Below are 25,879 nucleotides of genomic sequence, written 5' to 3'. Positions count from 1 at the left end.
CGCTAGAATACAACCCTAATAGCTCCATACCATATCTAAACTACACACTTTTAGAGTGATTTTTGCTAACCCCTAAATTAATTTTAAAATTATAAAATAAAAAGTTTTTTTCTGTAACTAATACTAAAATCATAAACAAATCTATCGTATTTACGCCATAAGAGTATGCACTCCATAACCACCATGACTCGCGATTATGCACTATATAAATATCATAGTGTGTAGCTGCCATCAGTAAAGCGTTCAATCCTAGTCCTGCAAATATATAATAGAGCACAAAAAAGCGATGCTTTTTTATTACCAAAAACCATACAATCAATACTGCTATAGTGATCACATCATAAATAAACCAATTCATATAATTTGACTGAGATAAACGCACTGCATCACTGAGCATGTACGAAAAAGCCATCAAAAAGCATAATTGAACTATCGATTTATCTGGGTTATTTAGCCGAGAAACTAATTTGAAAAGGAAAGCCATTAAGAAGCCCCATTCGATAAATACACCGATATAAGGACCTATTACATCATTTATGTACATAGTAACTACAAGGAGTGGCTAAGGTTACGCGTTTTAAATAATGCTTTAATTCCATTTTTAAGCTTAATTAAACCTAAGATGTCTCTATCAACAATCAACGCAACGATCATTGTGAAATCAATGATATTCACACCAAAAGAATAAATATCCCAAAGAATCCAAGGCTCTTTATTATACAATATGTAGATATCATAATAAATTAGCAGAAATAATGAACAATTGATTATTAAACCAGTACAGAGGTATAAAAACGAAGAAGGCGTAGCTGTGTTTGAAAATTTCCAAATTCCCATTAAAATTGCGACTGTCACTAGATCCCATACAGCCCAGTGAAGATAAGTTTCAGTAGTCGAAAACCAAGAAAAAAAATAGTCACTACTAAAATAAGATAAAAAAAGAATAAATGAACTAAGTAATAAAGTTAAATTTTTTTTAGGTGTCGCAAAGTAAAGAAATATATTAAAGAAAAAGGCCATCATGAAGCCCCATATAACTAGGGCTCCTAAGGATAAACCAAAATGTTCAGTCAAGTACATTCATATTCCAATAGCTATTGAGGTCGCTTATCTGGATCAATGATAATCCCGCCACCGCGTTGAATTTCTGCTCCACCAGCTGCTGCTAGTGCTTCTTGTGATATAGACACTGTATCAGATTGTAGGGTTTTATTACTAGTGCTTTGTTCTAAAGCTGGCTTTGATTGTTGCATAGAGTTATATGCTTGCATTTGTAGTTGGCTGTTACCTGTAACTTGCATGAGAGTGTTCCTTTCATTAAATGTTGAATTGATTGCTTAAGCAATTAAAATTGTTATTGCATAACGCTATGATATTTTTTTGGCGTATTGCAAAGATGTACCCTTACAGAGACATCTAATATCTATAAAGCAAATAGCGATCCAACTTTTAATGAGTTTTGATCTATTTATGATCTTTTTACCATTTTTAGTAACATTAAGAGAAATAAAAACACAAAGAGAGGTCATACCAGATATACTAGGACATAAAAAAACGCACAGGGGTAACCGTACGTCTTTTACATCCAGGGATTTTAAGCTACGTTTTTACACGGGATCTCCGTGTTTCGACTTGGCTTCAAAATAAATTCCATTGCGACTTCGTCACAATTGTCTTTGCGTAAACAAAGTTCACAGTCTTTCATTACCTTTTCAGGTAAGCTTTCTTTGGTACAGAATGTAAAACCTTGCTTTTCAAAAAAATCTGGTACTCGCGTCAATACAATGATGCGATTGAGTGCCAATTTTTTGGCTTTGCCAAGTAAGTGCTCAACAAGTTGCCGCCCTTGCCCTGTCACGCCTGTTTCAGGGTCTATTCCTAGTGAGCGTATTTCAGCAAGGCCTGTATCATAAATATACAAAGAGGCACAGCCTGCAACCGTTGAGTTCACTTCAGTGACTGCAAATTCATTAATTGAATGCACCATATCACTTTTAGCTCGCGGTAAGTTTTCACCTACTGTTGCCCAGTGCTGAATAAGCTTAGCAATAGACTCAACATCATCTAGGTTTGCATCACGTACCGTTATTTGCTGTTTTTTTTTGGCATCTTTCACAGCATTGGTTACTTGCTCTAATGATGTGCCACCGAGTGCTTGACGCGCTTTAATACAAGCGTCTATTTCTAATACAGGATATACATCTTGTTCAAAAATACTATGCACGGACTTAAATTGTTCTAAACTTAAATCTTCTAAGTTATTACCTTGCGCAATAGCCATTTGCACCAGTACACCAACAATATGATGACCTTCTCTGAATGGGATCCCTTTTGCTACTAAATAGTCAGCTAGCTCAGTCGCATTAGAGTGCCCGCCTTTTGCTGCTGCAAGGGTTCGTTCACCATTAACTTTGACGCCTTTGATACATGCTTGCGCCATATGGATACAAGCAAGCCAAGTTGGCATTGCATCAAATAAGCCCTCTTTGTCTTCTTGCATATCTTTATTATAAGCAAGAGGAAGCGCTTTAAGGGTCATCATCATCGCACTGAACGAGCCAAATACTCGGCCAGTTTTACCACGGATCAACTCTAGTGCATCTGGGTTTTTCTTTTGCGGCATTAAGGATGAGCCAGATGTCACGTTATCAGCCAACTCAATAAAGCCAGCTTCTCCTGAGTTATAGAAGATTAAATCTTCAGCCATGCGTGATAAGTGAATCATTGAAATAGACGCGCAGCTTAATAACTCAACTACAAAGTCACGATCAGATACCGAATCTAAACTATTTTTAGTTGCAGCGGTAAAACCTAGCCCCGCGGCAAGAGCTTGCCTATCTATTGGGTACGCGGTACCTGCAAGTGCACCACTGCCTAATGGGCAAAAGTTCATCCGCGCTTTGGCATCACTTAAACGGCTTTCATCACGTTCAAGCATTTCAACGTATGCCATACACCAGTGACTAAACAGTAATGGCTGGGCACGTTGTAAGTGCGTGTAGCCGGGTAAAATAGTGCCCAGTTCACGTTCTGCTAAGGCGATAAACTCACCTTTCAATTGCCCTAATGCTTCGAGTAAGTGATCGGCAGTATCACGACACCACAATCTAAAATCTGTCGCTACTTGGTCATTACGGCTACGTCCTGTGTGTAGCTTTTTCGCCAAGTCACCAACCTTTTCAATCAGTGCAGCTTCAACATGTGAATGAATATCTTCAGCGCCCGACGTCGCCACAGCTTGTGGGTCCGCTTTAACTTCATCGAGTAATTCATACAGTGCCGCCACCAGTGATTCATGCTCGCTACTCGTTAATACATCAACTTGCTTAAGCGCACCGGCCCATGCCACAGAGCCAACAATATCTTGCTCTGCGAGTTGATAATCGAAGGGAAGTGAATCGTTAAATTGTTTAAACGCTTCATCTGGACCCGTAGAAAAACGTCCGCCCCATAATGCCATGAAATATCTCCAAACCCTGAAATTGCCCCGTTTAACGGGGCGTATTAAATTACTTCTTCGCTAATGCTGAGATTCTGCTTGAAAGCGAGAATAAACGAATAAACCCTTCAGCATGCGATTGGTCATACACATCATCTTCACCAAAGGTTGCAAAATCTTCGCTATATAAGCTGTTTGGTGATTTTTTCTGCACAGCTGTTACTTGGCCTTTATAAAGCTTAAGAACAACTTCACCCGTTGCCAGTGTTGATAGTGCTTCTGCACCCGCTAAGATTGAATCTTTCAAAGGTGTAAACCAGCGACCGTCATACACTAGGTGTGAGAACTCACCGCCCAATACTTCTTTCCATTTACGGCTTGATTTATCAAGTACAAGCTCGTCAATTGCTTGTAATGCTGCCATGATCACCGTACCGCCTGGTGTTTCATAGCAACCACGTGATTTCATACCGACTAAACGATTTTCCACAATATCAACACGACCAACACCATGAGGCGAGGCAATATCATTAAGCTTCACTAAACAGTCATATGGTTTTAATTGCTCACCATTTACGGCAACCACTTCACCTTCGACAACATTTAAGGTAACTAACTCTGGCTCATTAGGCGCTTGCTCAGGAGAGTTCGTCCATGTCCATACTTGATCACTTGGCTGGCACCATGGATCTTCAAGCTCGCCACCTTCGTGAGAAATATGCCATGCGTTAGCATCACGACTATAGATTTTGGTTGCAGACGCTGAACAAGGAATATCACGCTCGGCTAAGTAATCTAATAGCGACTCTCGACTTGATAAGTCCCACTCACGCCATGGAGCAATCACTTTTAAGTCCGGTGCTAAAGCTGCAAAGCACGATTCAAAACGAACCTGATCATTACCTTTACCTGTACAACCATGAGAAAGCGCATCTGCACCTACTTTACGCGCAATTTCAACTTGTGCTTTAGCAATAATTGGGCGTGCCATCGAAGTACCTAACAAATAAGTACCTTCGTAGATTGAGCCAGTTTTTAACGTTGGGTAAATGTAATCACTTACCATCTCATCTTTTAAATCAACTACATAACATTCTGATGCGCCTGATGCGATAGCTTTTTCTTCTACGCCTTCAAGTTCTTCAGCGCCTTGGCCTACATCAGCCACAAACGCGATAACTTCACAACCGTAGTTTTCTTTTAACCATGGCACGATAGCCGATGTATCTAAACCACCAGAATAGGCTAGTACGACTTTTTTAATTGAACTCATTGGTATACCTTAAACAAAATTTGGATTTAATAATGTAACAAGCAGTGCGTTTTGCGCGTGCATACGGTTTTCTGCTTGCTGTATAATTTTTGACGCCGGACCATCCATTACCTCAGAAGTAATTTCAAATTCACGGTGTGCTGGCTGGCAATGTAGTACAGTGTCAGCCCCTGTTTGCTCAAGTAATGCTGCATTTAATTGATACGGCATGTACTTTTCTTTAACTTGTTCAAGCGGTGTGTCATCGCCCATTGATACCCACGTATCGGCATAAACAACATTAGCACCTACCGCAGCTTCAACACGGTCACTCACCATTACTGATGCACCATTCATTGCGGCTATTTGCTCTGCTTGCTTTAATATTTGCGAATCTGGTGAGCTGCCTTTAGGGCAAACGGCCACAAAATCAGTGCCAAGCGTTGCAGCCAGTAACATGAGTGAATGCGTCACATTATTACCTTCACCTAAGTAAGCTAGTTTAAGCTGACTTACATCACCATACACTTCTTGCAGCGTTAAAAAATCAGCCAAGGCTTGGCATGGGTGATACAAATCACACAAGCTATTTACCACTGGCACACTAGAGAACTCAGCCAATGTAGTCAGCGTTTTGTGTTGATTAACACGCGCGACTATTCCGTCTGCCCAGCTAGCAATATTTAATGCAAAATCTTTTACTGACTCACGGGCACCCATAGCGCCATTTTGTGAATCCAAATACACTGCATGACCACCTAATTTATTAATGCCAATATCAAACGATAAGCGAGTACGTAGACTGGGCTTTTCAAATAACGTGACGACTGACTTACCCGCGAGCGCTTGGCTAAAATCAGCGGGATTTGCTTTTATTTTTTGCGCAAGATTAAGTAATTTAAGTGCGCCTTTTTGGTCTAATTCAAGACCAGATAAAAAATGATTAAACATGTAAAAACCTATGGTGTAATTTTTGTTCCGACGTGCTCACCGTTAAGTAAAGCAATTAAGTTATCTGGCTTTTGCCAGCTCGAAATATACACACCTCGTCGTAAATGTTGGGCAGCGTGAAGACTGGTCTTAACTTTGACCTCCATCCCGCCCACAATTACTCCTTCTTCAATTAAAGTATTGATCTGATTTGTGTCAAGTTGATGTAACGGCTGTTTATTTGCATCAAGTACCGCTTCTACATCCGTCATAAAAATAATTTCGGCATCAAGCTCTTTTGCTATTGCAGCAGCGGCTTCATCAGCATTAACGTTATACCAAAGACCGTCCTCACCAAACCCTATCGAACTGACTAGCGGTAGACGACCCAGCTTTAAAAGCTCAGGTAATACACTTTGTACGCCACTTTGACACTGACCAACCTGACCTAATGCTTTTAGCTTTTGCGTCGAAATAATACCGGCTTCATACAAGCTAAGCCCTACAGGCATATGACCTGCCACAATGGCTTGGCTCATTAACTGCTTGTTTGCACAACCTGCTAGCGCGCCGACAATATAAGGCATTTGCTCTTTTGGACTAATACGTAAACCTTGGTGTTTAGCACTGGCAAAACCAGCCTCTTTTAACCAACTATCTACTAATGCCCCACCACCATGCACAATGACATACTGCGCCTGAGTTTGTGAAGCAAGCGCAGCAAACAATGCTTTTGCGGCATCTTCAGTATTAAGTACTGCACCACCTAACTTAATTACCCATGTTTGCATTACTTAACTACCCTTTTAAACCTGTGCTATGAGGTAACCCCATAACTAAATTAATACACTGTAGCGCTTGACCCGCAGCGCCTTTTAATAAATTATCAATGGCAGCCATTACGATAAGTTGGCACCCTTGCTGTTGCCATGCGATATCAACATAAGGCTGTTTTGCAACCCCTTTGATGGACGGGATCTTACTACCAAGTAAACGAATTAACGGCTCATCGGCTAATACCTGATAAGCATCTGTCACTTGCTCTGGCGTTACATCTGCTTTTAATTGCACATAGATGGTCTCTAAAATACCGCGAGGAAAATTACCCAAATGTGGTGTAAATAAAACCTCATGGCCCAAGTGCAATTCTATCTCAGGGCTGTGCCTGTGATTAAATAAGCCATAAGGCGCAAGTGACACTTCACAAAAGTGGGTACCTACACTTGCTTTACGTCCAGCGCCAGTAACACCCGATACAGCATTTATAATCACTGGCTGATCAGCTAATAAACCCGCTTGCTGTAAAGGTTTTAATGCATTCAATGCAGCGGTAGGGTAACAACCAGCAACAGCCACTAACTCCGCCTGTGTAATAGCTTCGCTATTCCACTCAGCCAAGCCGTAAGCGGCTTGTTCTAATAAATCAGTATGCTGGTGCTCAAAACCATAATAAGTTTGGTAGTCGTCATTGCTACTTAAGCGGTAACCACCTGATAAATCAAACACCTTTTTATCCATAGCTAAAAAACGAGGCGCTAAATCAACACTCACTTTGTGATCTGTACATAAACAAACAAAGTCCGCGCTCTTCGCTATCTCTGCAAAAGCAATTTCGCTCAGCGGTAATAAAGGTGTGTCCAGTAAACCTAAATGCTCTGGATATAAATCACTCAACAACTTGCCTTTATCTAGGCTTTGCTCAGATACATAACAACCTGTTAAGGTTAAGTGAGGATGCTTAACTATTAAGCTGGCTAACTCAGCACCGCTATAACCACTTGCGCCAATAATGACTACTTTCATTCGTTACTCTTTTAATCGTTAATACTGTTATTCATATAGGTGTTCAGTGCAGAACAATGCACTATTAATTAGGAATGAAATTTCGTTATCGTCGTATAATGAACATAGCTCTACTTAAATATATTTATGCTTAAAAAGTGAATTGATATTCATCATAAATACTTTTATATTGTTATGCAATTAGATTGAATAATTATTTTGGATTTTTTTATGCTTTTACCGTCGTTTTTATCTATGTATCAGCAATTGATTGCTGCGCCTTCAATTAGTGCTATGGACGAGTCTTTGTCTATGAGTAATAAAGGCGTTATCGACTTACTCGCAAACTGGTGCAAAGAGTTAGGCTTTGACTGTGAAATAACTGAACTTTCTGGGCCTAAGGGTCGCTTTAACTTATTAGCAAAGCGTGGCGAAGGTGATGGTGGTTTAATGCTCGCAGGTCACACCGACACCGTTCCTTTTGACGACAGCCGCTGGAATTATGACCCATTTAAGTTAAGCGAACATGACAACAAACTTTATGGTTTAGGTAGCATTGATATGAAGGGTTTTTTCGCTTTCGTATTGCAAGCGATTAGCGAGCTAGATGAAAATCAGCAGAGCCAACCTATATTAATTTTAGCGACCGCAGATGAAGAAACCACAATGGCAGGGGCGCAACAAATATGCAAACACCCCAATTTAAAACCAGCACGCTGTATTATTGGTGAACCAACAGATATGACTCCCGTATTTACTCACAAGGGGCACATGAGCACAGCAATCAGAGTAATAGGCCGCTCAGGTCATAGCTCAGATCCTGAGCGTGGTTTAAATGCCATTGAAGTCATGCATCAAGTCACTTCAAGGCTGTTAGTATTAAAGCAAGAATTAAAGAATAAATATTCAGTAGAGCATTTTGTTATCCCTTACCCTACTCTTAACCTTGGCCATATCCATGGTGGTGACAATGCTAATCGCATTTGTGGTTGCTGTGAAATGCATATTGATATGCGACCATTACCGGGTTTAAGTGTACAAGAATTACAAGCTATGCTGCTAACAATCGCGGCAGATATAAATAACCAATACCCTGATGCAGTCAGTGTAGTTGATATGCATGAACCTATTCCAGCGTTTACAGGTAGTACTGATTCGGCGCTCGTCAAACTAGCCGAAAAAATCTCAGGCGAACAAGCTGTAGCTGTAAATTACTGTACCGAAGCGCCGTTTATTCAACAACTTGGTTGTGAAACGATCGTGATGGGACCTGGTTCAATTAACCAAGCCCACCAGCCAGATGAGTTTTTAGCAATGGAGAAAATTAAACCTTCGCAAAAAATCATAAGTGAAATGATTAAAGCCAGTTGTTTTAATTGATGTATTAGGTGCCTCTTTTGGAGGCACTTAATACTCTTAATCCATATATTTAGCTAAGAATTTTTTAAAGACTGGGTCTGTTTTAGCAAGCTCTTTTTGCTCGGCTAAAATCTCTTTTAAAATAGCTTCGGATGTTAGTGGGTTAGCCAGCACAACCCGAAAAACCACGGTTGGTTGATGGTCGTACTTTGCTGGAGTGAGACGAGTACGCGATACAAAAGAGCGCCCTGCTTCACGTTGACGTTTTTGCATACTTGCAGTAAATCTATTTAACGAGGCATAAATTTCTAAGCGAGTTTTTTCATCAGCTTGTGCGATCTTTTGCTGAATTTGCTTAGGTACGTAACGGTATGTCAAAAGGCATAATTCAGGCGCTGATATTAACTCAAAATCTTCATCAGCATCTACTAGATCAGCAAAGTAACGTGCTTTTTCAATCCCTTTATCTATCAATATCTCATAGCCTTTACGGCCAATAACACGTAAGCAGGCATGTACTAACATAGCCATACCTGGTCGGCTACCTTCGAGTGTATGACTGCCTAAGTCTTTTGAGCCTTTACGTAAGATGTATTCTGCATGATGCTCAATTGCATCGGTTGCCGCAGGGTCCTTAAATAAAACCAGTCCGGCTCCCATTGGCACATACATTTGCTTATGGGCATCAATGGTGATTGAGTCAGCCCGTTCAATTCCTTTGAGTAAAGGACGGTACGTGTCAGATAATAAAGTGGCTCCGCCCCATGCAGCATCAACATGAAAATGACAACCAAGCTCTTGACTTAAATCTGCCATATCATCGAGCGGGTCAATGCTACCGGTCTCAGTCGTGCCAGCTACACCGACAATCGCCATCACTTTAATACCTTGTGCTTCAAGCTCATTCGCTTTGTCGCGCATTGCCCCTATATCAACTTTATTATTATTAGCTGTTTTAATAGCAATAAAGTTGTCGCGACCAATCCCCAGTAAATCAGCTGATTTACCTAACGAATAATGGCCACGTTCAGAAACCAGTACAGCAAGGCCTTTATAGCCATAATGTAGCATGGCACTTATTAACCCTTGTGCACCAATACCTTTAAACTCACCATCGGCCTTCAACAGTCGATTTCGAGCAATCCATAAAGCAGTAATATTCGCAACCGTACCACCAGAGCAAAACGCACCCAATGACGTTTTTGCACTGTGCATCCACTTACTATAAAAAGCATCATTTTGGCCATACGCAAGATGATGCATCATGCCAAGTACTTGGCGCTCTAATGGGGTGAATGCTTTTGATGTTTCTATTTTTACTAGGTTTTGGTTAAGGCCAACCATGAGCTTTGATAGCGGTAATACAAAGTGTGGTAAAGCAGACGTCATATGCCCGATAAAGCTAGGCGCAGCAGTATGCACCGAATGAGCAACTAGTTGATCCATAATGTCCTGCGCATAAGCAGAAACAAACGTGGGATCTTCAGGGATCACTGCCGATTGAAAATCTTTTTCAATTTCATGCAATGGCTTTTCTATTGCTGCTATATTTTCATTCAAAAAGCCAGCCAAGTTACTCGAAATCTCAAGCTCGATTTTACTCAGTGTTGAGTCAGGGGCTTCTGGTACAGTAAATATACGCATCAGCGTTTCTTTAGAGGCGACGGCACTACGCTTTTGATCCATCTTGATACCCAGTAAATGCAGTTTTTCACAATCTTAATACCCAAATAGACTAACATTCGATAAGTAAGGCAAACTGCAGTGTTGCTACGAAATGCGCTAACTTTACTGCAATATAGTATAAATGTCTCGCATTAAGCCATAAAAGCCAACAATTGCATGACAGATTAATGATAAATTGATTAATTATTTACCTCGCTAAAGACTAATTATATAGTCGCCGTCAAATTTTTTTGTATAATGTCTACGTCAATATATAAGGGACTAACATGATAAGTGCAAGTTTGAGGACAAACTGGATAATTGCGGGCTTTTTGGTTTTTCTAATTAGTTTGCTTAGCTATGTTTATTATACTTATCATACTACGCGTGCAGATATCATGCGCCAAGTTGATGCCCGTTTACTCAATGCTGCAGTCAGCGTAAAGCACATATTAGGAAATGAGTACCACGACCAAATAAACGCAGGGGTCTTAATCCCTCATTCAACGTATCAGTTAAAAAGCCGTCAATTGTCAGAGTTTGCCAACGCACTGGATGTTGCCTATGTGTATTCAATGGTATTAAAAGATTCCAATGTACACTTCAGCGCGTCTAGCTATACACAAGAAGACCAAAACAGCGGTAAAGTAACACAGTTCCTTGATTTATACCCAGAAGCCACCAAAGCTAATATAAGCGCCTTTTATTCCACCGAACCGGTGTTTGAAACATCCAAAGATCAATGGGGTCATTTCAAAAGTATATTCGTGCCGTACGTTGATAAAAACGGTCATACCTATTTAACCGGTGCTGATATCACAATCTACGATTTAAACGAGCAACTGAGCGAGAGTGTTTCTAAAGCGGCAGCCCTTGCTAGCTTCTTCTTTTTTATTGCGTTGCTGGTAGCAGGCATTTATATCTATTTACTTAAACGTGCTTTATCTACTGATAGCAGCAGCGGTTACGCAAATCACATAGCACTTGATTACTATATAAAACAATCATCGACCTCTCACATGCAAGTTGCAGTTATTTGGGTAAATGAAATAGAAGACATTAATAGTTTTTATGGTACAGAGGTGGGTGACAAAGTAATGAAATGCCTCCTAGAACACTTTGCATTACGTCGCCCTACTAGCAGTAAAATCTTTCGCTTAGCGACGAATAAAATAGTTTTGATTGCCCCTTTTGATGAAGAGCACACGGGGTTTAGCGATCTTATTCAAAATTATAATTGTAGCACTCCATTACTAACCGACCCCTTTATTTACATTACATTATGTGCAGGTATAGCCAGTGGTAATAAAGCCATGCTTCTTGAGAATGCGCACATTGCTGCGCTACAAGCTAAGCAAGGTCGATTCAATGTTGTGAACTACTCTATTGCATTACATGATGTTAAAAATCAATACCAATATAATGTAGCAATGGCAAAGGATGTGCGAGAAGCGTTTGAAAATAATCGCATAGTGCCTTATTTTCAACCTGTTTATGACTATGAAAACAACTCAATTATACAATACGAATGCCTAGCACGTATGATCACTTGTCATGGCGAGATATTACTGCCCGATGCATTTTTAAATGTAGTAAACCGCTCTCGTATGGATGGTATGTTAACCAGAACCATGCTTAGTCAATGCTTTGAGCGATTTAGAAAAACAAGTATCTGCTGGAGTATAAATATCACAGCACAAGACATGCTAGATCCAAGCTTAACAGAGTTCTTAGCAGACGAGCTTAAACGCTACCCACAGCCAAGCAATATTACTCTCGAATTATTAGAAACCGAAGCAATCGCGAACTTCTCCGAAGTGAAAACATTTATAAGTATGGTTAAACAACGTGGTGTAAAAGTGATCATTGATGATTTTGGTACTGGTTACTCTAATATCTCCAATGTATTAAAGCTCGACGTAGACGGTATAAAGTTAGATGGTTCTTTAATACGACAAATCATTAACGACCAAGATATTTACCTTTATATTGAACATATTGCTAGTTTCGCAAAACAACTAAATTTACATGTTATTGCAGAGTGCGTTGAAAGTAAGCCGATAGTCAACGCACTAATAAAAGCAAAGGTAAACTTAATGCAAGGACACTACTTTGCCTGTGCGGCTCCGCAGATATCTCCCCACACGCAGATCGTTAATCCAAATCGATTAATAGCCGGTGACTCTGTTGACCACTCGCCCAATATTTACGCTCAAACGGAGTGATTGCTTCTTCGTTTTCATACAGCTCAACCTGTGTCTCTTGCCCTGCCAAATGAAGAGCCTGGGCGAATTCTTTGATATATATATCCCAATTACTGCGTACTTCTAACCGACCACCTAATTTAACAATAAATGGAAATATTGCAGCACCATGCCAACGACGCTGAATATGTTTCGCTTTAGGCCAAGGGTTTGGATAAAGTAAATAGTGATGTGTGGGCTGCCAATTAGCAGCCACTGCTAAACGCCAAAAATCGTTTAAGTCAGCCTGCACTAAAATATAGTGGCCTGAGTCAGTCTGCTTGTATTCAACTTCATGTTTATCCAAACGGTGTGATGATTTGTCTATACCGATAACTAACGCATCAGGGTGACGCTTAGCTAAGTTAGCTGTGCTCTCACCCACCCCACAGCAAGAATCTAAAATAAGTGGGCCTGTAAAAGCCTGTACCTTTTCATTTACTTGATCAAATGCTGTTTGTGTATGTGCTGCAATCGGCTTTTTAAACTCAGCGGTTAAATGCTTTTTGACTATTTCATCTAGCTTTTCATGTAAGCCATCTTGGTTTGATACAATACTACGTGAATTTGCATCACTCATCAGTGTCTAAGCCCCACACCTTTTTTAATTAGCGTCAATGCTAATGTAAATAAGGCTGTAATAAATAAAAATAACACACCAAATGCAACTGATAAATCAACATCTGACACACCTAGAAAACCATACCTAAATGCATTAACCATGTAAATTATTGGATTAACATGCGATACACCTTGCCAAAAATCAGGCAACAAGGTAATTGAATAAAACACCCCTCCCAAGTAGGTCAGTGGCGTTAAAATAAACGTAGGAATAATGCTTATATCATCAAAACTATTTGCATAAATTGCATTTATTAATCCACCTAATGCAAACACTGCAGAGGTTAAAATAACAGTCGCGATAATAACAAAAAAGTTATGAATTTGAATATCAACAAACAACAAGGATACACAAGTAACAATTAAGCCTACCAACATGCCTCGCGTCATCCCGCCCCCCATATAACCAAGTACAATAATATAATTAGGTACAGGTGCAACGAGTAGCTCTTCAATACTTTTTTGGAATTTTGTAGAGTAAAAGCTGGATGCCACATTAGAATATGAATTAGTGATCACCGACATCATAATAAGGCCAGGTACAATGAACTCCATATAACTAAACCCACCCATATCACCAATACGAGAGCCGATTAAGTTACCAAAAATAACAAAATACAGGCTCATTGTAATAGCAGGTGGTACGAGTGTTTGAACCCAAATACGCAAAAAGCGGATACATTCTTTTATCCATAAACTCTTTAAGGCTACGCCGTATTTAAACATCTACTTCTCCCGCCCTTGCTCTAGTAAACCAACAAACAATTCTTCTAACCTATTTGCCTTATTTCGCATACTTAATACTGTATTACCTTGCTCAGTAAGTGCTGAAAATACGGCATTTAAGCCTTGTGCTTTCGCAACCTCAACTTCAATTGTATGATCATCAACCATAGAAAATTGATAACCATCGAGTGTCACCGCCTGCACCGGCTGCTTTAAATCCAGAATAAAGGTTTCTTTATCCAGTTTGGCTAGCAGGGCTTTAATTGTAGTATTTTCAACGATAATACCCGAGTCAATAATCGCGATGTTTTTACACAATAATTCAGCTTCTTCAAGGTAATGAGTAGTCAGTATAATCGTCACCCCTTGCTCGTTAATTTGCCTTAAAAAATCCCACATTGAACGGCGAAGTTCAATATCAACACCAGCTGTCGGTTCATCTAAGATAAGTAACTTAGGTTCGTGCATTAGTGCACGAGCAATCATTAAGCGACGTTTCATCCCACCCGATAATGTGCGCGCCTGCTTGTCTTTTTTATCAAGTAAGCCCAGCTGCGTCAGATATTTATCGGCTCGCTCATGGGCTAATTTACGAGGAACGCCGTAGTAACCCGCTTGATTTACTAATATTTGGGTCAAGGTTTCAAATTGGCTAAAGTTAAACTCTTGTGGCACTAAACCTAGCTCTGATTTAGCCGCTTCTAAATGGGTATCAATATTATGACCAAATACTTCAACTTGACCTGCAGTTTTATTTACTAATGAAGAAATAACCCCTATTGTCGTTGATTTACCAGCGCCATTAGGCCCAAGCAAGGCAAAAAAGTCACCTTTTTGAACTTCTAAATCAATGTTTTTTACCGCTTCTACGCCATTTTTATAAACCTTTTTCAGGCCCTTAATATTCAGTGCTATAGTTTGTTCGCTCACTTTTTACCTTCCCCATAACCCCAGCGCTTAGTGAGGGTATGCTCAATGTTTAAATGATCTAAAATGCGTGCCACCATAAAATCAACCAAGTCGCTTATCGACTCAGGTTGGTGATAAAAACCCGGTGCTGCTGGCATAATTGTAACCCCTAACCGAGCAAGTTTAAGCATATTCTCTAAATGAATTTCACTAAATGGGGTTTCTCGTGGCACTAAAATAAGCTGTCCACGCTCCTTAATAACCACATCAGCAGCACGCTCTAGTAAATTATCAGATGCACCTACTGCAATCGCGGAAACAGAGCCTGCGCTACACGGACACACTATCATTTTTTTAGGTGCCGCAGAGCCTGACGCAACCGGGCTAAACCAGTTGTCTTTACCAAAGACTTGTAACTGCTCAGGTAGCGCGTTAAAAAGTGTGCACAACTGCTCGGTGGCTTTGTCTTCATTGGCTGAGAGTTTTATGTTTGATTCTGTATCAAGTACCACGCGTGCTGCACTTGATATTAATACATATACTCTAAATTGTTGCGCTAAAAGCACTTCAAGCAACCGTAAGCCATAAGGTGCACCTGACGCCCCACTAAACGCAAGGGTGATCGTTTCTTTATATTGCACTGTGGCTCTCTCTTTGAATTTAATTAAACTTCTCCGTTAAATGACTAATCAATTGTTGATGTAAACCATTAAACCCACCATTACTCATAATTAAAATATGCTGATGCGGACGCACTTTATCAACCACTTGAGTCACTATTTCGTCAGTACTAGATAGGCAATTCATTCCCGCTTGCTGAGCTTGCTCATTCAAAGACCAGCTCAAGTTGTCAGGTTCAAATAAATAAACCTCATCGGCATCAATTAATGACGCTAATAATGTATGTTTATGAACGCCCATTTTCATTGTGTTAGAGCGCGGCTCTAAAATAGCGATAATTTTATCATCACCTACTTTAGCACGCAGACCCGCAAGCGTGGTTTTAATTGCCGTTGGGTGGTGGGCAAAATCGTCATAGACCTTAATATCAGCAATATCCGCTTTGAGTTCCATTCGCCTTTTTGGACTAATAAACTGTGCTAAAGCTGCAATACTGTGCTCTATTGCAATGCCCACGTGACGCGCCGCAGCAATAGCCATAATGGCATTTTTAACATTATGCACACCAATTGCTTGCCACTTAACAGTCCCTACCGACTCTCCATTGAGCAAAACACTAAACTCACTGCCGTCAGGCTTAAGTAAGTTATAATTCCAATCACCACCAAGCGTTTCACTTTCGCTCCAACAGCCTTGATTAATGACCTCTGTTAAAGCCTGTTCATTACTGGGCCAAATTACTTTGCCTGTACTTGGTAGTGTACGCATCAAATGATGAAATTGTTTTTTTATTGCATTTAAATCGTCGAATATGTCTGCGTGATCAAATTCTAGGTTATTTAAAATCAGTGTACGCGGCAGGTAATGGACAAATTTACTGCGTTTATCAAAAAATGCAGTGTCATATTCATCCGCTTCAATAACAAAAAACGGGGTGTCGCCAACTCGAGCTGACACTCCAAAATTTTGCACAATACCACCTATTAAAAACCCCGGCTTTAAACCGGCATATTCAAGTATCCAGGCAAGCATGCTTGCCGTTGTAGTTTTACCGTGAGTACCTGCAACAGCTAACACCCAGGAGTCTTGTAGTAAGTTATGTTTTAACCACTCAGGACCTGAAGTATAAGGTAAGCCTTTGTCTAACACGTACTCTACACACGGATTACCGCGACTCATCGCATTACCAATAACAACCATATCTGGCGCAGGCTCTAGCTGAGAAACCTCATAGCCTTGAGTAAGCGTGATACCAAGCTCTTCAAGCTGAGTACTCATTGGTGGATATACGTTTTGATCAGACCCAGTAACCGTATGACCTAATGATTTAGCTATCGCGGCAATACCACCCATAAAAGTGCCGCAAATACCTAAAATGTGAATATGCATGTCTATTCCTTTGCTGCACTAGTAATAAGCAGCACTGTTTTTATTACCTGCCATAATGCCAAAATTAACAGCTCGTTACCATTGCCATATCGCATTACAGTTTTGCCAAAAACCACCTAATTAAGCAGCTTATTGCAAAAAGTTCCATGCCAATTGTCTAACTGGAGACAAAACAAACACCACTTTTTATACAAAATTAACATTAGTGCCGATTTAAACCACTAAAATATTTATATTTAATTTAAATAAAGTTAATAACAGGAATAAAAAAACACTAAAAAACAATCTAAACAGGACGTTGTAAATATATAATTACATAATTTCACCTTCAATATCAGGTTGATACCAATATATATTCAAAACAAAAACAAAGTACACATTATTGAAACAATGTACACATTACCATTTTTTAAGACTCTTATTAGGTACTATGTTAAAACGTAGCGCTAAATTACATCTGGTTACATTGTCTGCCATTTATTTAACTTCTTAAGTTAAAAATGCCGACCTTGATAACTAGTTAGTTCAATCATGCTTTAACTCCTAGTTGAAGCTTGTCGAAATTAAAGGTGTTATGTTGAAAAAATTAAATCTTATCGCAACAGCCGTAAACGCAGTTTTAGTGACAACTGCATTTAGTGCATTAAATACATTTGCACAGTCAACGACTGAAACGAAACCTGTTGAACGCATTCAAGTTACCGGCTCAAAAATAAAACGCTTTAACCTAACGTCTCCAACCCCTGTTACTGTGATCAGTGGTGTTGAGATGGAAAACCAAGGTATAACTAACGTCAATGATTTACTTGCAGAAATGCCACAGGCAACAGTTGGCCTTTCTCCTGAAACAACAACCAACACTATTTATGCGTCAGGTCTTAACACAACGGACCTTCGTGGTTTAGGCTCAGAACGTACATTAGTGCTTGTAAATGGGCGTCGTTTTGTGCCTGGTTCTGTAGGTGACACTGCAGTTGATTTAAACAACATTCCTACCACAATGATTGAACGTATCGAGATAGCTACAGGTGGTGCAGCAGCCGTTTACGGCGCAGATGCAGTAGCGGGTGTGGTAAATATCATTACTAAAAAATCAATGGATGGGATTGAACTTGATGTTTCTACCGTACGTCCAGAACAAAGTGGTGGCGAGCAAAACAACTTCTCAATTACTGGCGGTATGGAAGGCGATAAACTCTCTTTTATTGCCTCATTTAATTACACTGAAAACAAAAGCTATGGCAAGCTGAGTCGTGATTTCTACCGTGCCCCAGTGAACTCATACGCAAACCCGGCAAATACAAGTGGTAGTGATGGCATCCCTTCACGGGTTGTTTTAGGTCAGCCGACAGGCCTTGCTTATTACTCAGAGGGTGGTGACTTTTTCGCTAAAGACTCACTTAAAGATAATGGTTACGACAATCACCACTACACCTTTGATGCAAATGGTAACCTAAAACCGTTTGACTATGGCTTGGGGCGCATTCCTAATCCAGGTGTTGGAAGCGATGCGTCAAACTACTTTCAAGACAATCAAAATCAAGGCGATGGTGTTTTTGGCCACGGCTATAAAGATTACTTTCAAACGCCATTAGAAAGAATAATTGCTTCTGCGTACGGCACATATGAACTCAATGACGACCACGCTTTAACCTTTGATTTCACCTATTCAAATACAGAAGCCACAACAGAGAGCTCACCTTCTTTCTTTCGCCATACGATACGTCGCGACAATGCGTTTATTAAAAACGATATGGCTAAAGTAATGGACGACAATGAGCTTACAGAAGTAACACTTCGCCAAGCTAATGAAAACTTATGGGGCGACCGTGCATATAACCAAGAGCGTGAGGTTTTTCGTACTTCAATCGGCGCTGAAGGTATTTTAAGCGATGACTGGGGCTACTCTGCTTACGCACAATTTGGCCGCATCGAGCAAGATACTCTTTGGACTGGCGAAGTATTAACACAAAACTTAGCTAACTCTATTGATGCCGTTGAATACCAAGGTAATGTAGTGTGTGCCAAGCGTAATGCAAACGGCGATGTTATAGGTGCTATTGAAGGTTGTACACCATTTAACACAATGGGCGCGACGTCAGCAACACAAGCACAGTTAGACTATATAGCGACTGATGCAACACGTTTTGCTAAGCACGACCAAGCCGTGTTTGCTGTTACTGTAGATGGCGCCTTATTTGAACTACCAGCAGGATATGTTGCTGCGGCCTTCACTGCTGAACACCGCAGAGAATCAGCAATCACTAGGCCATCTGAAAACATGGAAAAAGGCCTGATCTTTGGTAACTCAAGTTCACCGATGGACGGCGAAATAGATGTAAACGAACTTTCAGCTGAAATTTCAATTCCATTATTAGAAGAAACCTTCCTAACAACAGATTTAACCCTTGAAACAGCGTTCCGTTATATGGATTATTCGGTTACAGGTGAAGATAATGCCTGGAAGATAGCTTTAAATTGGGGCGTCACTGATGAGTTACGCGTACGTTTAAATCGTTCAAAATCAGTACGCGCTCCTAACTTAGGTGATTTATTTACTCCTAACTCAAAAACGTTCAGCTCAGGACGTGCTGATGTATGTAGAGCTGATTCTATCGCTGAGTCAGGCAGCAAATATAAAGATAACGTAATCAAAAACTGCCAAGCTGCAGGCCTGCCTCAAGGTTGGATGCCTTCTGAAGAGTGGTTAGCAGGTGGTAGTTTACCGGGTTATATTCAAGGTAACCAAGACCTTAAAAATGAAACGTCAAACGATTATACAATCGGTGTTATTTACACTCCAGAGTTTATTGAAGGATTAGATTTAACTCTTGATTATTGGTCATTTGAAATTGATGATGCTATTGAATATTATGGCCGAGATAATGTTAAGCTTTGTTATGAATCAACATCACTAGACAATCTATTCTGTAACAACGTGGAGCGAGACTCTCAAACAGGAGAGATCACAAACTTCTACAATCGACCTATCAATGCTGCAACTGTAGCAATTAAAGGTATCGATGTTGAATCTGCATACCGTACAGAGTTGTTCTCTGGTGATTTGGCATTAAAGCTAACAGCAACTTACTTAATAGAGGACAATAATAACTCTACAGGTCGTGCTGAAGATTTTCGTTCTGATGTAGGCGAAACAGCTTCACCTCGCTGGAAGGGCCGCTTTAATGCTGTTTATTCTCACGATGATTCAGCCTATGTGCTAACCATGAACTACCGTCATGCAACTGTTAATGACAACGACTGGACCATTGAAGACAATAACTACAATGATATCCCGTCTTATACAACATTTGATTTCATGTACAAAACTTATCTAATGGATGAGCTACAGTTACGTGTTGGTGTTAACAACATATTCGACCGTGAACCGCCACGTAACCCGTTCACTTACGACGATGGTGAGTTCTTTGATGTTAAAGGCCGTCGCTTATCGTTAGGCGCTAAATATACTTTCTAATAAAGTTTGTATTTAACTGATAATAAAACGCCTCAGTTCATTGAACTGAGGCGCTTATTTTTGACCAACGGCTAGGGTCTATTTATCTTTCGAGGTTGATTTTGCAGCAGTACGTTTGGTTTTTAGGCAAAGCAGAGCCTACGTAGTGTGGTTATTCCCCATAAATAGGCGATAACGCAGCATAAATGCCAAACGCGCGCTGCCCTTCGGGTTCTTCCTAGGTGCGATTAACTCTTTATTGCCTACATGGATTGTAGGTAAGGGGCGTGAGCAGGACGCGGTAGCTTTGCTCGATTTTTACTTAGCCCACTAGGTTACAAATCTCGCGCCGCGATTAAATCGCATCTAGGTTGAACAAATTTTAATCCTGAAAGGTCAACAGACCCTAGAAAAGCCAATTTACCTGCATATTTAACGATAATTGCATCGCTTTATTTGGGTTTAACTTATCCATCGCCAACTCAATTTTAAAGAAATCAATTGTATAACCTAACTGAGGCGTCAAATTAATTGGATCAAACATTAATTCAAACATACTTTTTTTGTAAGCAAATTGAGTACCTATTTTTACAAAGTTAATATCACCTTGGCGCAATAAGTTTAACGCATAATCAATTTTTTCATGATGATAGGTAAACGCTAAAGCTATTTGTTCCGGTATTTTAAATTTATAATCGCTTTGCCCTTCAAAGCCTTTGAGCAAAGGTCTAAAACTATTAAACCCTTGGTTATCAATAAAGCTGCCCTTGGTGTTTATATCTGCTGAAGTATAGCCCACATTATCAACACTAAAGCTATTATAAATATCAATTAAATCAGCACGTATAGTTAGGTTGTCTGATAGATTTATCTCAGCAAATAAATCGACTGAGTAGCCCTTACCTTTACTATCCCAATCATTTTCATTAGGGCGTTTTAAAAAGTTGTTGTGCGTGTAGTGCTCTTCATAATTAAGTTCGCCTAGCAAACTATTATCATCCCTTCCTTGCACATTACCCGAAACAACTGAATGACGAAAATAGTCAATCTGCCAGTAACTTCCTTTAGCGCCAATCAATAGAGCATCACTAAACTCATAACTGTAGCCTAAAGCAAATCCTTTGCTTCTATTGGCAAAGTAATCAAGTTTTACTTTGTAATTTTCTCTATCTAGTAATGAAATATCATTCTGTTCTTGATAATAGCCTAAAGCAGTATCAGCATGACTTTTAACAAAATAATCTAGCCGCTGTTCAATATGAAAGGTAAAGCCTGCAAGACGTGAATGTCGATAGCTTAGGCCAAGCCTTGTTTGCGAAAAGCCCTTATCTGCATCTGATTGAGGTGGACTTTGCCAGTCATCGTCGACTAACTCTAATACTGGTGAGATATTACTAAAACTATTAGAGTCAACATATACAGACACTTCTTGCTGAGCATTACAATGCAAAGCCATTAAGCCTAAGCAGCTTAAGAAGGTGTTTTTTATCATTTATTATTTCTTTTATAAAAAAGGCCTGCAAGCGCAGGCCTAGAACTTCATGCAAAATTATAATGTTTCAACTGTGCCATTTTCATAAACAATGAGCACCAACGAATCACGCTTCACAATTTCAGCGGCTTTTTCATCACCAACCATAATTGTACCGAGCACTTGCTGCTCTGCTTCTTCATCATCTGACTCAGCTAAAACTAGCTTAACGTTTTCAGCATTCGTCGCTGATAAAGTTTCAAGTTTAGTGTCATAGCTTACAATAAAGCTGCGTTGTTTATCACTCTCTGGCAGTAAATATTTAACATCAAGTGCTAATTTACCTTGTTCAAGTTCAGTACGTTCACCTGTTAAATTAAGCTCAAGGTTGTATTCTCCCACCTCAACCTGCACATTTAACGCCGCATTTACGTCTAAGAAAGTTTCCTCATTTTCAACATTAGTGCCAAGTTCTGGTTGAGCTAAATACATATCTATCGTATAAGTACCATCAGCAGACCATTGCATGTGCTCAGGTTGCGTAAAATCAGCAGCAACACGACCTAAACCATCAACGTAACTGTAAAAAGTCCGTGCTTTAAACTGTTCTGAAGACTCTTCACCTGGAATCACAGGCTCTGGGTTATCACTTCGATAACTATGCAAGTCAGATATAAATACATCGCCAGCGGTGAAGCTATTTAGATTTTCACTCGTAATAGCAAAACGAGAAAAATCCCACGATGTATCAATAAAGTCATCAATAGTAAAATAGCTTCCACAATCATAGCCTTGCTCTTCAATACTAATTACTGAACCATCGTAATCCAAATACTCACCGGATTCATTAATTCTAAAAAAATCAATTTGCTTACAGGCAAGGGAATCAACTAGAGAATCATTGTCAGAGTCGATAGGCATCAAGCTTACAAAACGGCCCCAATTCCAATCATCAGCCTGATGGTAATATTCAACATTTAAATTTTGTCCCAGTGCAATATCAGCACTATTTACTTTCAATGTTTGACGTTTATTAAACTGCTCTTTATCGTTAATGGTTTCATTAACAATAGTAAAGTTAGTGCTATCGATCCTATCAATACTAATAGTTTGAGTTGCACCATCCTCTACTACAGCTTGCAGATTAGTCGCATTGTCGCTAACCGTAATAACAAGTTGGCCATTTAAAAGTGGTGAGACTAAGTAACCATCAACCGTAAAGGAAGCATCTGCTTTTACTTTGTCCAACACATCTTCAGTATTAAGCCTAAAGTCTCCGATATCTTTCAGTGATGCAGAGTAACCGCTTTCAAATACACCATAGTAATACGAACTTATTGAGCCGGGGTCAACTGAAGTACCAATACTTAGCCACTCTTGAGCTTCTTCTAAAGAATAGAACCAACCGTTATTTTGATACGGTATTTCAGCTATATTTACTTGCTCTCCCTCACTATTGGTAAGCACACCTTGGTTGAAATCTGAGAAATAATCAAAGTTTGCCATCAAGTTATAAACGCCGTCGCTCTCATTATATTCGATGTATTCAATCCACGAGTATTGAGTATCGCTAACAATATTATTCTGGTTAAACATATAATATTGACGTTCACCAGAGTTATAAGCTTCTCGATTAAATGTACCTTGGAAGTAACCTTCGATATCCGTTGTTCTACTCGCTGCGATTTTCCAGTTACCTGAGCTTTCGGCAGTTTTGGTATAAACATACTGAGTGAAAGTTTCACCATTGTTAATAGACAGATCTAACTCAGTATCCGCTTCATTAATAGTCACTTGTGCAATATCTTCATACATTTCACCAAACCCTTTAAGCTCTGGCGGTATATATGATTCAAGGTTTTTAATATTAACGGTGGCAGTGGCTTTTACAAACTCACCTTCTAGAGACGAAAACTCACCACTTAAGCTCGCCATTTTAGGTAGTACAAGCGTATCTTGCTCAAGCGTGTAATCCCAAGCTGTTTGTCCCCAACCATTCAATGACTCTGCACTATAAACTCTTAGTGGCAATAATTCAGCAGTTAAGTGACCTGTAAAACTTACCGGGTTTGCCACCGTGTCAGTCGCCTTCTGTGCAAGTGTAACACTCAGCTGTAGCTCCCCTTTGGTTGGCTCTGCATCAACATCACCACTTTCAATTTGGCTTCGCGTAACAGCACGATCTAAGTTAAGTGTTGCGTGACTACCTTCAGCAATTGTTAATGCAACAGCGCCATTCTCTGCCATACCTGATAACAACAATTGATACTGTGTATTTTCTTCTAATGCATTAATAGTAATATCGAGGGTTAACTTTTCGGCTCCTGCTTGCGCATTAACACTAAAAACAAGGTTTTCTTCATCGATAGTTACACTACCTGTACCTGCTGTGCTTAAATAATCTGCTAGGTCAAATACTGTACCTGTTACTTCTTCGCTTTCAAGTTGTTGGTGAATATCTGTAACAGCTTCGATAACATCACTTAAAAGAGCAAAGCTATCACCTTGTTCTGCAACCATGTCACCAGCAGCTTCAACAAGATTTACAAACTGCTCCCCTTGCGACTCAAAGTGCTCTCCTGAAGAATTTGTTACATCAAATAAATTAGCAAATAAGCGAATATCATTCACCATCGCACTTGCTTTTGCTATCGCGTCGCCTTGAGTTTCATCACTTACACTACCTTTAATTCGTCCATCATCATCAGCCTGAGTAAGCTTAACTTGAATTTCATTAGCTATATTTGTTGCTATTTGCTCTAAATCATCTAAGTGTTCTACTAACGAAGGGTCCTCTGCAATAACGTCTATAAGCTGAGTTAATGCCTGTTTAGAGCCGTTGAGAACATCTTCAATAGAAAGTTCAAATTCATCGTCATCATCTGCATCAGCAGAAACCAACACTCCGCCATTTGCTGCAACCATATCATCGATTGCGAACCTTAATTTAGAACTCAGTGAAAGGTCTGGCTCTTCAATGTATAAAGCATGGGCAATACCTGCGTTGATTAAGGCATAGCGCATTGCATTTGTATTTTCTTGATCAAATAAAGAAGAAGGCGTTTCCATTGCACCCGGCGTAAGCGAATTCAAAGCCCCGATCAAACCAAATGTATTGGCTATTTCTGATTGTGCATCTGAAATTGTTTGCTCTGATACATCACCACGGCTTTCAGCTAACGCAGTTGCCATATGAGTTAATGGCGTTATGTTTGCTGTATCTTGGGTATCGGCTGAGTCACTACTTACAGATAAGATACTAGTTAACGAAAACTCAGGATCTTGTAGTGTAAGATTAACGTTTTCGCCGAATTTAATGGCAACGTCATCAGCATCAACTCCGCACCCTATTGGTGCATCACACACCATGATTGTCGGCGAATCTACATCGCTACTTACAGACAGTTCAACCTTAACAACACCCTGAACATCATTAAGGGTAACTTGGTATTGTCCATTTTCATCAGTAACTAAGCTTGAATCCCCTAATTCATCATCAGTCAGCTCAACAGCGCTGCCCTCTACGTACTTATAGAAAGTAAGCTGCGCATTTTTTAATGTGCCTTTAGATGCCACCCCATTAATTTGCGCCTCACTGACCATTGGTGTTTCTGGCTCAGTTACTACAGGGGAAGTATTTTTACCTTCATCAGCATCATCTGACGAACCGCAACCGGCTAAAACCGTAAGTACACTTAACGCTAGAATTGATTGTTTAAATTCCATCTTCGTCCCTTTTAATCAAATTATTATTTTTAAAACCCTAATAATCATAGCTGGAAAAAACAATAAAAACAGCGACGCTTATGTCTTTACGCCAATTGAGCAAGGATAAAAAGGAATGAAATGAGCTAGTTTGCGTGAAGTTTTTTATCTAAATATAACTGGAGGACCAATGAAATAAAGGCTTCAAGAAAATCTGGTAGGAAAATATTGAAGCCCAATCACATAATGAATAAACGTTACTACGTAATTTAACTATTTTTTTCTCATTTAATTTAAAATTTATTTAAAT

At 39.8% G+C, this 25,879-nt stretch carries 19 protein-coding genes; 3 read left to right on the top strand and 16 right to left on the bottom strand.

The annotated features are described in order from the left end of the window. Positions 1-40: 40 nt before the first annotated feature. From AAEU30_RS07150 to argC, 8 genes are all read right to left on the bottom strand, one after another. Positions 41-484, bottom strand: a complete 444-nt coding sequence (locus tag AAEU30_RS07150; protein ID WP_421959924.1) for a hypothetical protein — start codon at positions 482-484, stop codon at positions 41-43. A gap of 65 nt (positions 485-549) precedes the next feature. Continuing rightward, complete coding sequence (locus AAEU30_RS07145; protein ID WP_087533501.1) at positions 550-1,080, bottom strand: hypothetical protein; 531 nt, start codon at positions 1,078-1,080, stop codon at positions 550-552. A gap of 14 nt (positions 1,081-1,094) precedes the next feature. Further along, on the bottom strand, positions 1,095-1,301 hold the full coding sequence (locus tag AAEU30_RS07140; RefSeq protein WP_421959923.1) for a hypothetical protein: 207 nt from the start codon (positions 1,299-1,301) through the stop codon (positions 1,095-1,097). Positions 1,302-1,594: 293 nt separating this feature from the next. After that, entirely contained in the window at positions 1,595-3,460 is a 1,866-nt protein-coding gene (gene argH, locus AAEU30_RS07135) for an argininosuccinate lyase (protein WP_421959922.1), read from the bottom strand. A 49-nt stretch (positions 3,461-3,509) separates the two neighbouring features. Beyond that, the gene (locus AAEU30_RS07130; RefSeq protein WP_421959921.1) at positions 3,510-4,712 is read right to left on the bottom strand and encodes an argininosuccinate synthase; all 1,203 of its coding nucleotides are present in this window, start codon (positions 4,710-4,712) and stop codon (positions 3,510-3,512) included. A gap of 9 nt (positions 4,713-4,721) precedes the next feature. Next, positions 4,722-5,642: an ornithine carbamoyltransferase gene (locus tag AAEU30_RS07125; RefSeq protein WP_087533497.1), complete on the bottom strand. Its 921-nt coding sequence runs from the start codon at positions 5,640-5,642 to the stop codon at positions 4,722-4,724. Positions 5,643-5,650: 8 nt separating this feature from the next. Beyond that, positions 5,651-6,412 carry an acetylglutamate kinase gene (gene argB / locus AAEU30_RS07120; protein ID WP_421959920.1) on the bottom strand — a complete coding sequence of 254 codons (762 nt, stop codon included), beginning with the start codon at positions 6,410-6,412 and terminating at the stop codon, positions 5,651-5,653. 7 nt (positions 6,413-6,419) lie between these two features. Further along, complete coding sequence (gene argC / locus AAEU30_RS07115; protein WP_421959919.1) at positions 6,420-7,424, bottom strand: N-acetyl-gamma-glutamyl-phosphate reductase; 1,005 nt, start codon at positions 7,422-7,424, stop codon at positions 6,420-6,422. Between the two features lie 210 nt (positions 7,425-7,634). On the opposite strand from argC, the gene argE reads away from it, so the two are divergent. Next, the gene (gene argE / locus AAEU30_RS07110; protein ID WP_421959918.1) at positions 7,635-8,783 is read left to right on the top strand and encodes an acetylornithine deacetylase; all 1,149 of its coding nucleotides are present in this window, start codon (positions 7,635-7,637) and stop codon (positions 8,781-8,783) included. Between the two features lie 36 nt (positions 8,784-8,819). Here argE and panP read toward each other — a convergent pair whose 3' ends face one another. Then, the gene (gene panP, locus AAEU30_RS07105; protein ID WP_421959917.1) at positions 8,820-10,448 is read right to left on the bottom strand and encodes a pyridoxal-dependent aspartate 1-decarboxylase PanP; all 1,629 of its coding nucleotides are present in this window, start codon (positions 10,446-10,448) and stop codon (positions 8,820-8,822) included. Positions 10,449-10,714: 266 nt separating this feature from the next. On the opposite strand from panP, the gene AAEU30_RS07100 reads away from it, so the two are divergent. Beyond that, complete coding sequence (locus tag AAEU30_RS07100; RefSeq protein WP_421959916.1) at positions 10,715-12,652, top strand: EAL domain-containing protein; 1,938 nt, start codon at positions 10,715-10,717, stop codon at positions 12,650-12,652. On the opposite strand, the gene trmB is transcribed toward AAEU30_RS07100, so the two are convergent. The 5 genes from trmB to mpl are packed head-to-tail and all read right to left on the bottom strand — an operon-like array spanning position 12,582 to position 16,936. Continuing rightward, the gene (gene trmB, locus AAEU30_RS07095) at positions 12,582-13,250 is read right to left on the bottom strand and encodes a tRNA (guanine(46)-N(7))-methyltransferase TrmB (RefSeq protein ID WP_421959915.1); all 669 of its coding nucleotides are present in this window, start codon (positions 13,248-13,250) and stop codon (positions 12,582-12,584) included. The two genes, AAEU30_RS07100 and trmB, sit on opposite strands and share 71 nt — an antisense overlap. Continuing rightward, on the bottom strand, positions 13,250-14,017 hold the full coding sequence (locus tag AAEU30_RS07090) for an ABC transporter permease (RefSeq protein WP_421959914.1): 768 nt from the start codon (positions 14,015-14,017) through the stop codon (positions 13,250-13,252). Before AAEU30_RS07090 ends, trmB begins: the two co-directional genes overlap by 1 nt. After that, a complete protein-coding gene (locus AAEU30_RS07085; protein ID WP_421959913.1) occupies positions 14,018-14,947 on the bottom strand; it encodes an ABC transporter ATP-binding protein in 930 nt (309 codons plus the stop codon). Beyond that, positions 14,944-15,567: a flavin prenyltransferase UbiX gene (locus tag AAEU30_RS07080; RefSeq protein ID WP_421959912.1), complete on the bottom strand. Its 624-nt coding sequence runs from the start codon at positions 15,565-15,567 to the stop codon at positions 14,944-14,946. The genes AAEU30_RS07085 and AAEU30_RS07080 overlap by 4 nt, the downstream gene beginning before the upstream one ends. Positions 15,568-15,586: 19 nt before the next feature. Continuing rightward, positions 15,587-16,936, bottom strand: a complete 1,350-nt coding sequence (gene mpl / locus AAEU30_RS07075) for a UDP-N-acetylmuramate:L-alanyl-gamma-D-glutamyl-meso-diaminopimelate ligase (RefSeq protein ID WP_421959911.1) — start codon at positions 16,934-16,936, stop codon at positions 15,587-15,589. Between the two features lie 574 nt (positions 16,937-17,510). Here mpl and AAEU30_RS07070 point away from each other — a divergent pair. Next, positions 17,511-20,414 carry a TonB-dependent receptor plug domain-containing protein gene (locus AAEU30_RS07070; protein WP_421959910.1) on the top strand — a complete coding sequence of 968 codons (2,904 nt, stop codon included), beginning with the start codon at positions 17,511-17,513 and terminating at the stop codon, positions 20,412-20,414. Positions 20,415-20,799: 385 nt separating this feature from the next. Here the strand turns inward: AAEU30_RS07070 and AAEU30_RS07065 are convergent, their stop codons facing one another. Both AAEU30_RS07065 and AAEU30_RS07060 read right to left on the bottom strand, forming a co-directional pair. Continuing rightward, the gene (locus AAEU30_RS07065; RefSeq protein WP_421959909.1) at positions 20,800-21,885 is read right to left on the bottom strand and encodes a hypothetical protein; all 1,086 of its coding nucleotides are present in this window, start codon (positions 21,883-21,885) and stop codon (positions 20,800-20,802) included. Positions 21,886-21,942: 57 nt separating this feature from the next. After that, on the bottom strand, positions 21,943-25,590 hold the full coding sequence (locus AAEU30_RS07060; RefSeq protein ID WP_421959908.1) for a hypothetical protein: 3,648 nt from the start codon (positions 25,588-25,590) through the stop codon (positions 21,943-21,945). Between the last annotated feature and the right edge of the window lie 289 nt (positions 25,591-25,879).

Origin of the sequence: Pseudoalteromonas mucoides (genome assembly GCF_049257175.1) — a bacterium.
GTDB lineage: Bacteria > Pseudomonadota > Gammaproteobacteria > Enterobacterales > Alteromonadaceae > Pseudoalteromonas.
This window is presented reverse-complemented; position numbering and strand designations above follow the sequence as displayed.

Excerpts from the sequence above, each read along its gene's own strand:
- AAEU30_RS07150 (WP_421959924.1), bottom strand. The coding sequence starts at position 484 with ATGGCTTTCCTTTTCAAATTAGTTTCTCGGCTAAATAACCCAGATAAA.
- AAEU30_RS07145 (WP_087533501.1), bottom strand. The coding sequence starts at position 1,080 with ATGTACTTGACTGAACATTTTGGTTTATCCTTAGGAGCCCTAGTTATA.
- AAEU30_RS07140 (WP_421959923.1), bottom strand. The coding sequence starts at position 1,301 with ATGCAAGTTACAGGTAACAGCCAACTACAAATGCAAGCATATAACTCT.
- argH (WP_421959922.1), bottom strand. The coding sequence starts at position 3,460 with ATGGCATTATGGGGCGGACGTTTTTCTACGGGTCCAGATGAAGCGTTT.
- AAEU30_RS07130 (WP_421959921.1), bottom strand. The coding sequence starts at position 4,712 with ATGAGTTCAATTAAAAAAGTCGTACTAGCCTATTCTGGTGGTTTAGAT.
- AAEU30_RS07125 (WP_087533497.1), bottom strand. The coding sequence starts at position 5,642 with ATGTTTAATCATTTTTTATCTGGTCTTGAATTAGACCAAAAAGGCGCA.
- argB (WP_421959920.1), bottom strand. The coding sequence starts at position 6,412 with ATGCAAACATGGGTAATTAAGTTAGGTGGTGCAGTACTTAATACTGAA.
- argC (WP_421959919.1), bottom strand. The coding sequence starts at position 7,424 with ATGAAAGTAGTCATTATTGGCGCAAGTGGTTATAGCGGTGCTGAGTTA.
- argE (WP_421959918.1), top strand. The coding sequence starts at position 7,635 with ATGCTTTTACCGTCGTTTTTATCTATGTATCAGCAATTGATTGCTGCG.
- panP (WP_421959917.1), bottom strand. The coding sequence starts at position 10,448 with ATGGATCAAAAGCGTAGTGCCGTCGCCTCTAAAGAAACGCTGATGCGT.
- AAEU30_RS07100 (WP_421959916.1), top strand. The coding sequence starts at position 10,715 with ATGATAAGTGCAAGTTTGAGGACAAACTGGATAATTGCGGGCTTTTTG.
- trmB (WP_421959915.1), bottom strand. The coding sequence starts at position 13,250 with ATGAGTGATGCAAATTCACGTAGTATTGTATCAAACCAAGATGGCTTA.
- AAEU30_RS07090 (WP_421959914.1), bottom strand. The coding sequence starts at position 14,017 with ATGTTTAAATACGGCGTAGCCTTAAAGAGTTTATGGATAAAAGAATGT.
- mpl (WP_421959911.1), bottom strand. The coding sequence starts at position 16,936 with ATGCATATTCACATTTTAGGTATTTGCGGCACTTTTATGGGTGGTATT.
- AAEU30_RS07070 (WP_421959910.1), top strand. The coding sequence starts at position 17,511 with ATGTTGAAAAAATTAAATCTTATCGCAACAGCCGTAAACGCAGTTTTA.
- AAEU30_RS07065 (WP_421959909.1), bottom strand. The coding sequence starts at position 21,885 with ATGATAAAAAACACCTTCTTAAGCTGCTTAGGCTTAATGGCTTTGCAT.
- AAEU30_RS07060 (WP_421959908.1), bottom strand. The coding sequence starts at position 25,590 with ATGGAATTTAAACAATCAATTCTAGCGTTAAGTGTACTTACGGTTTTA.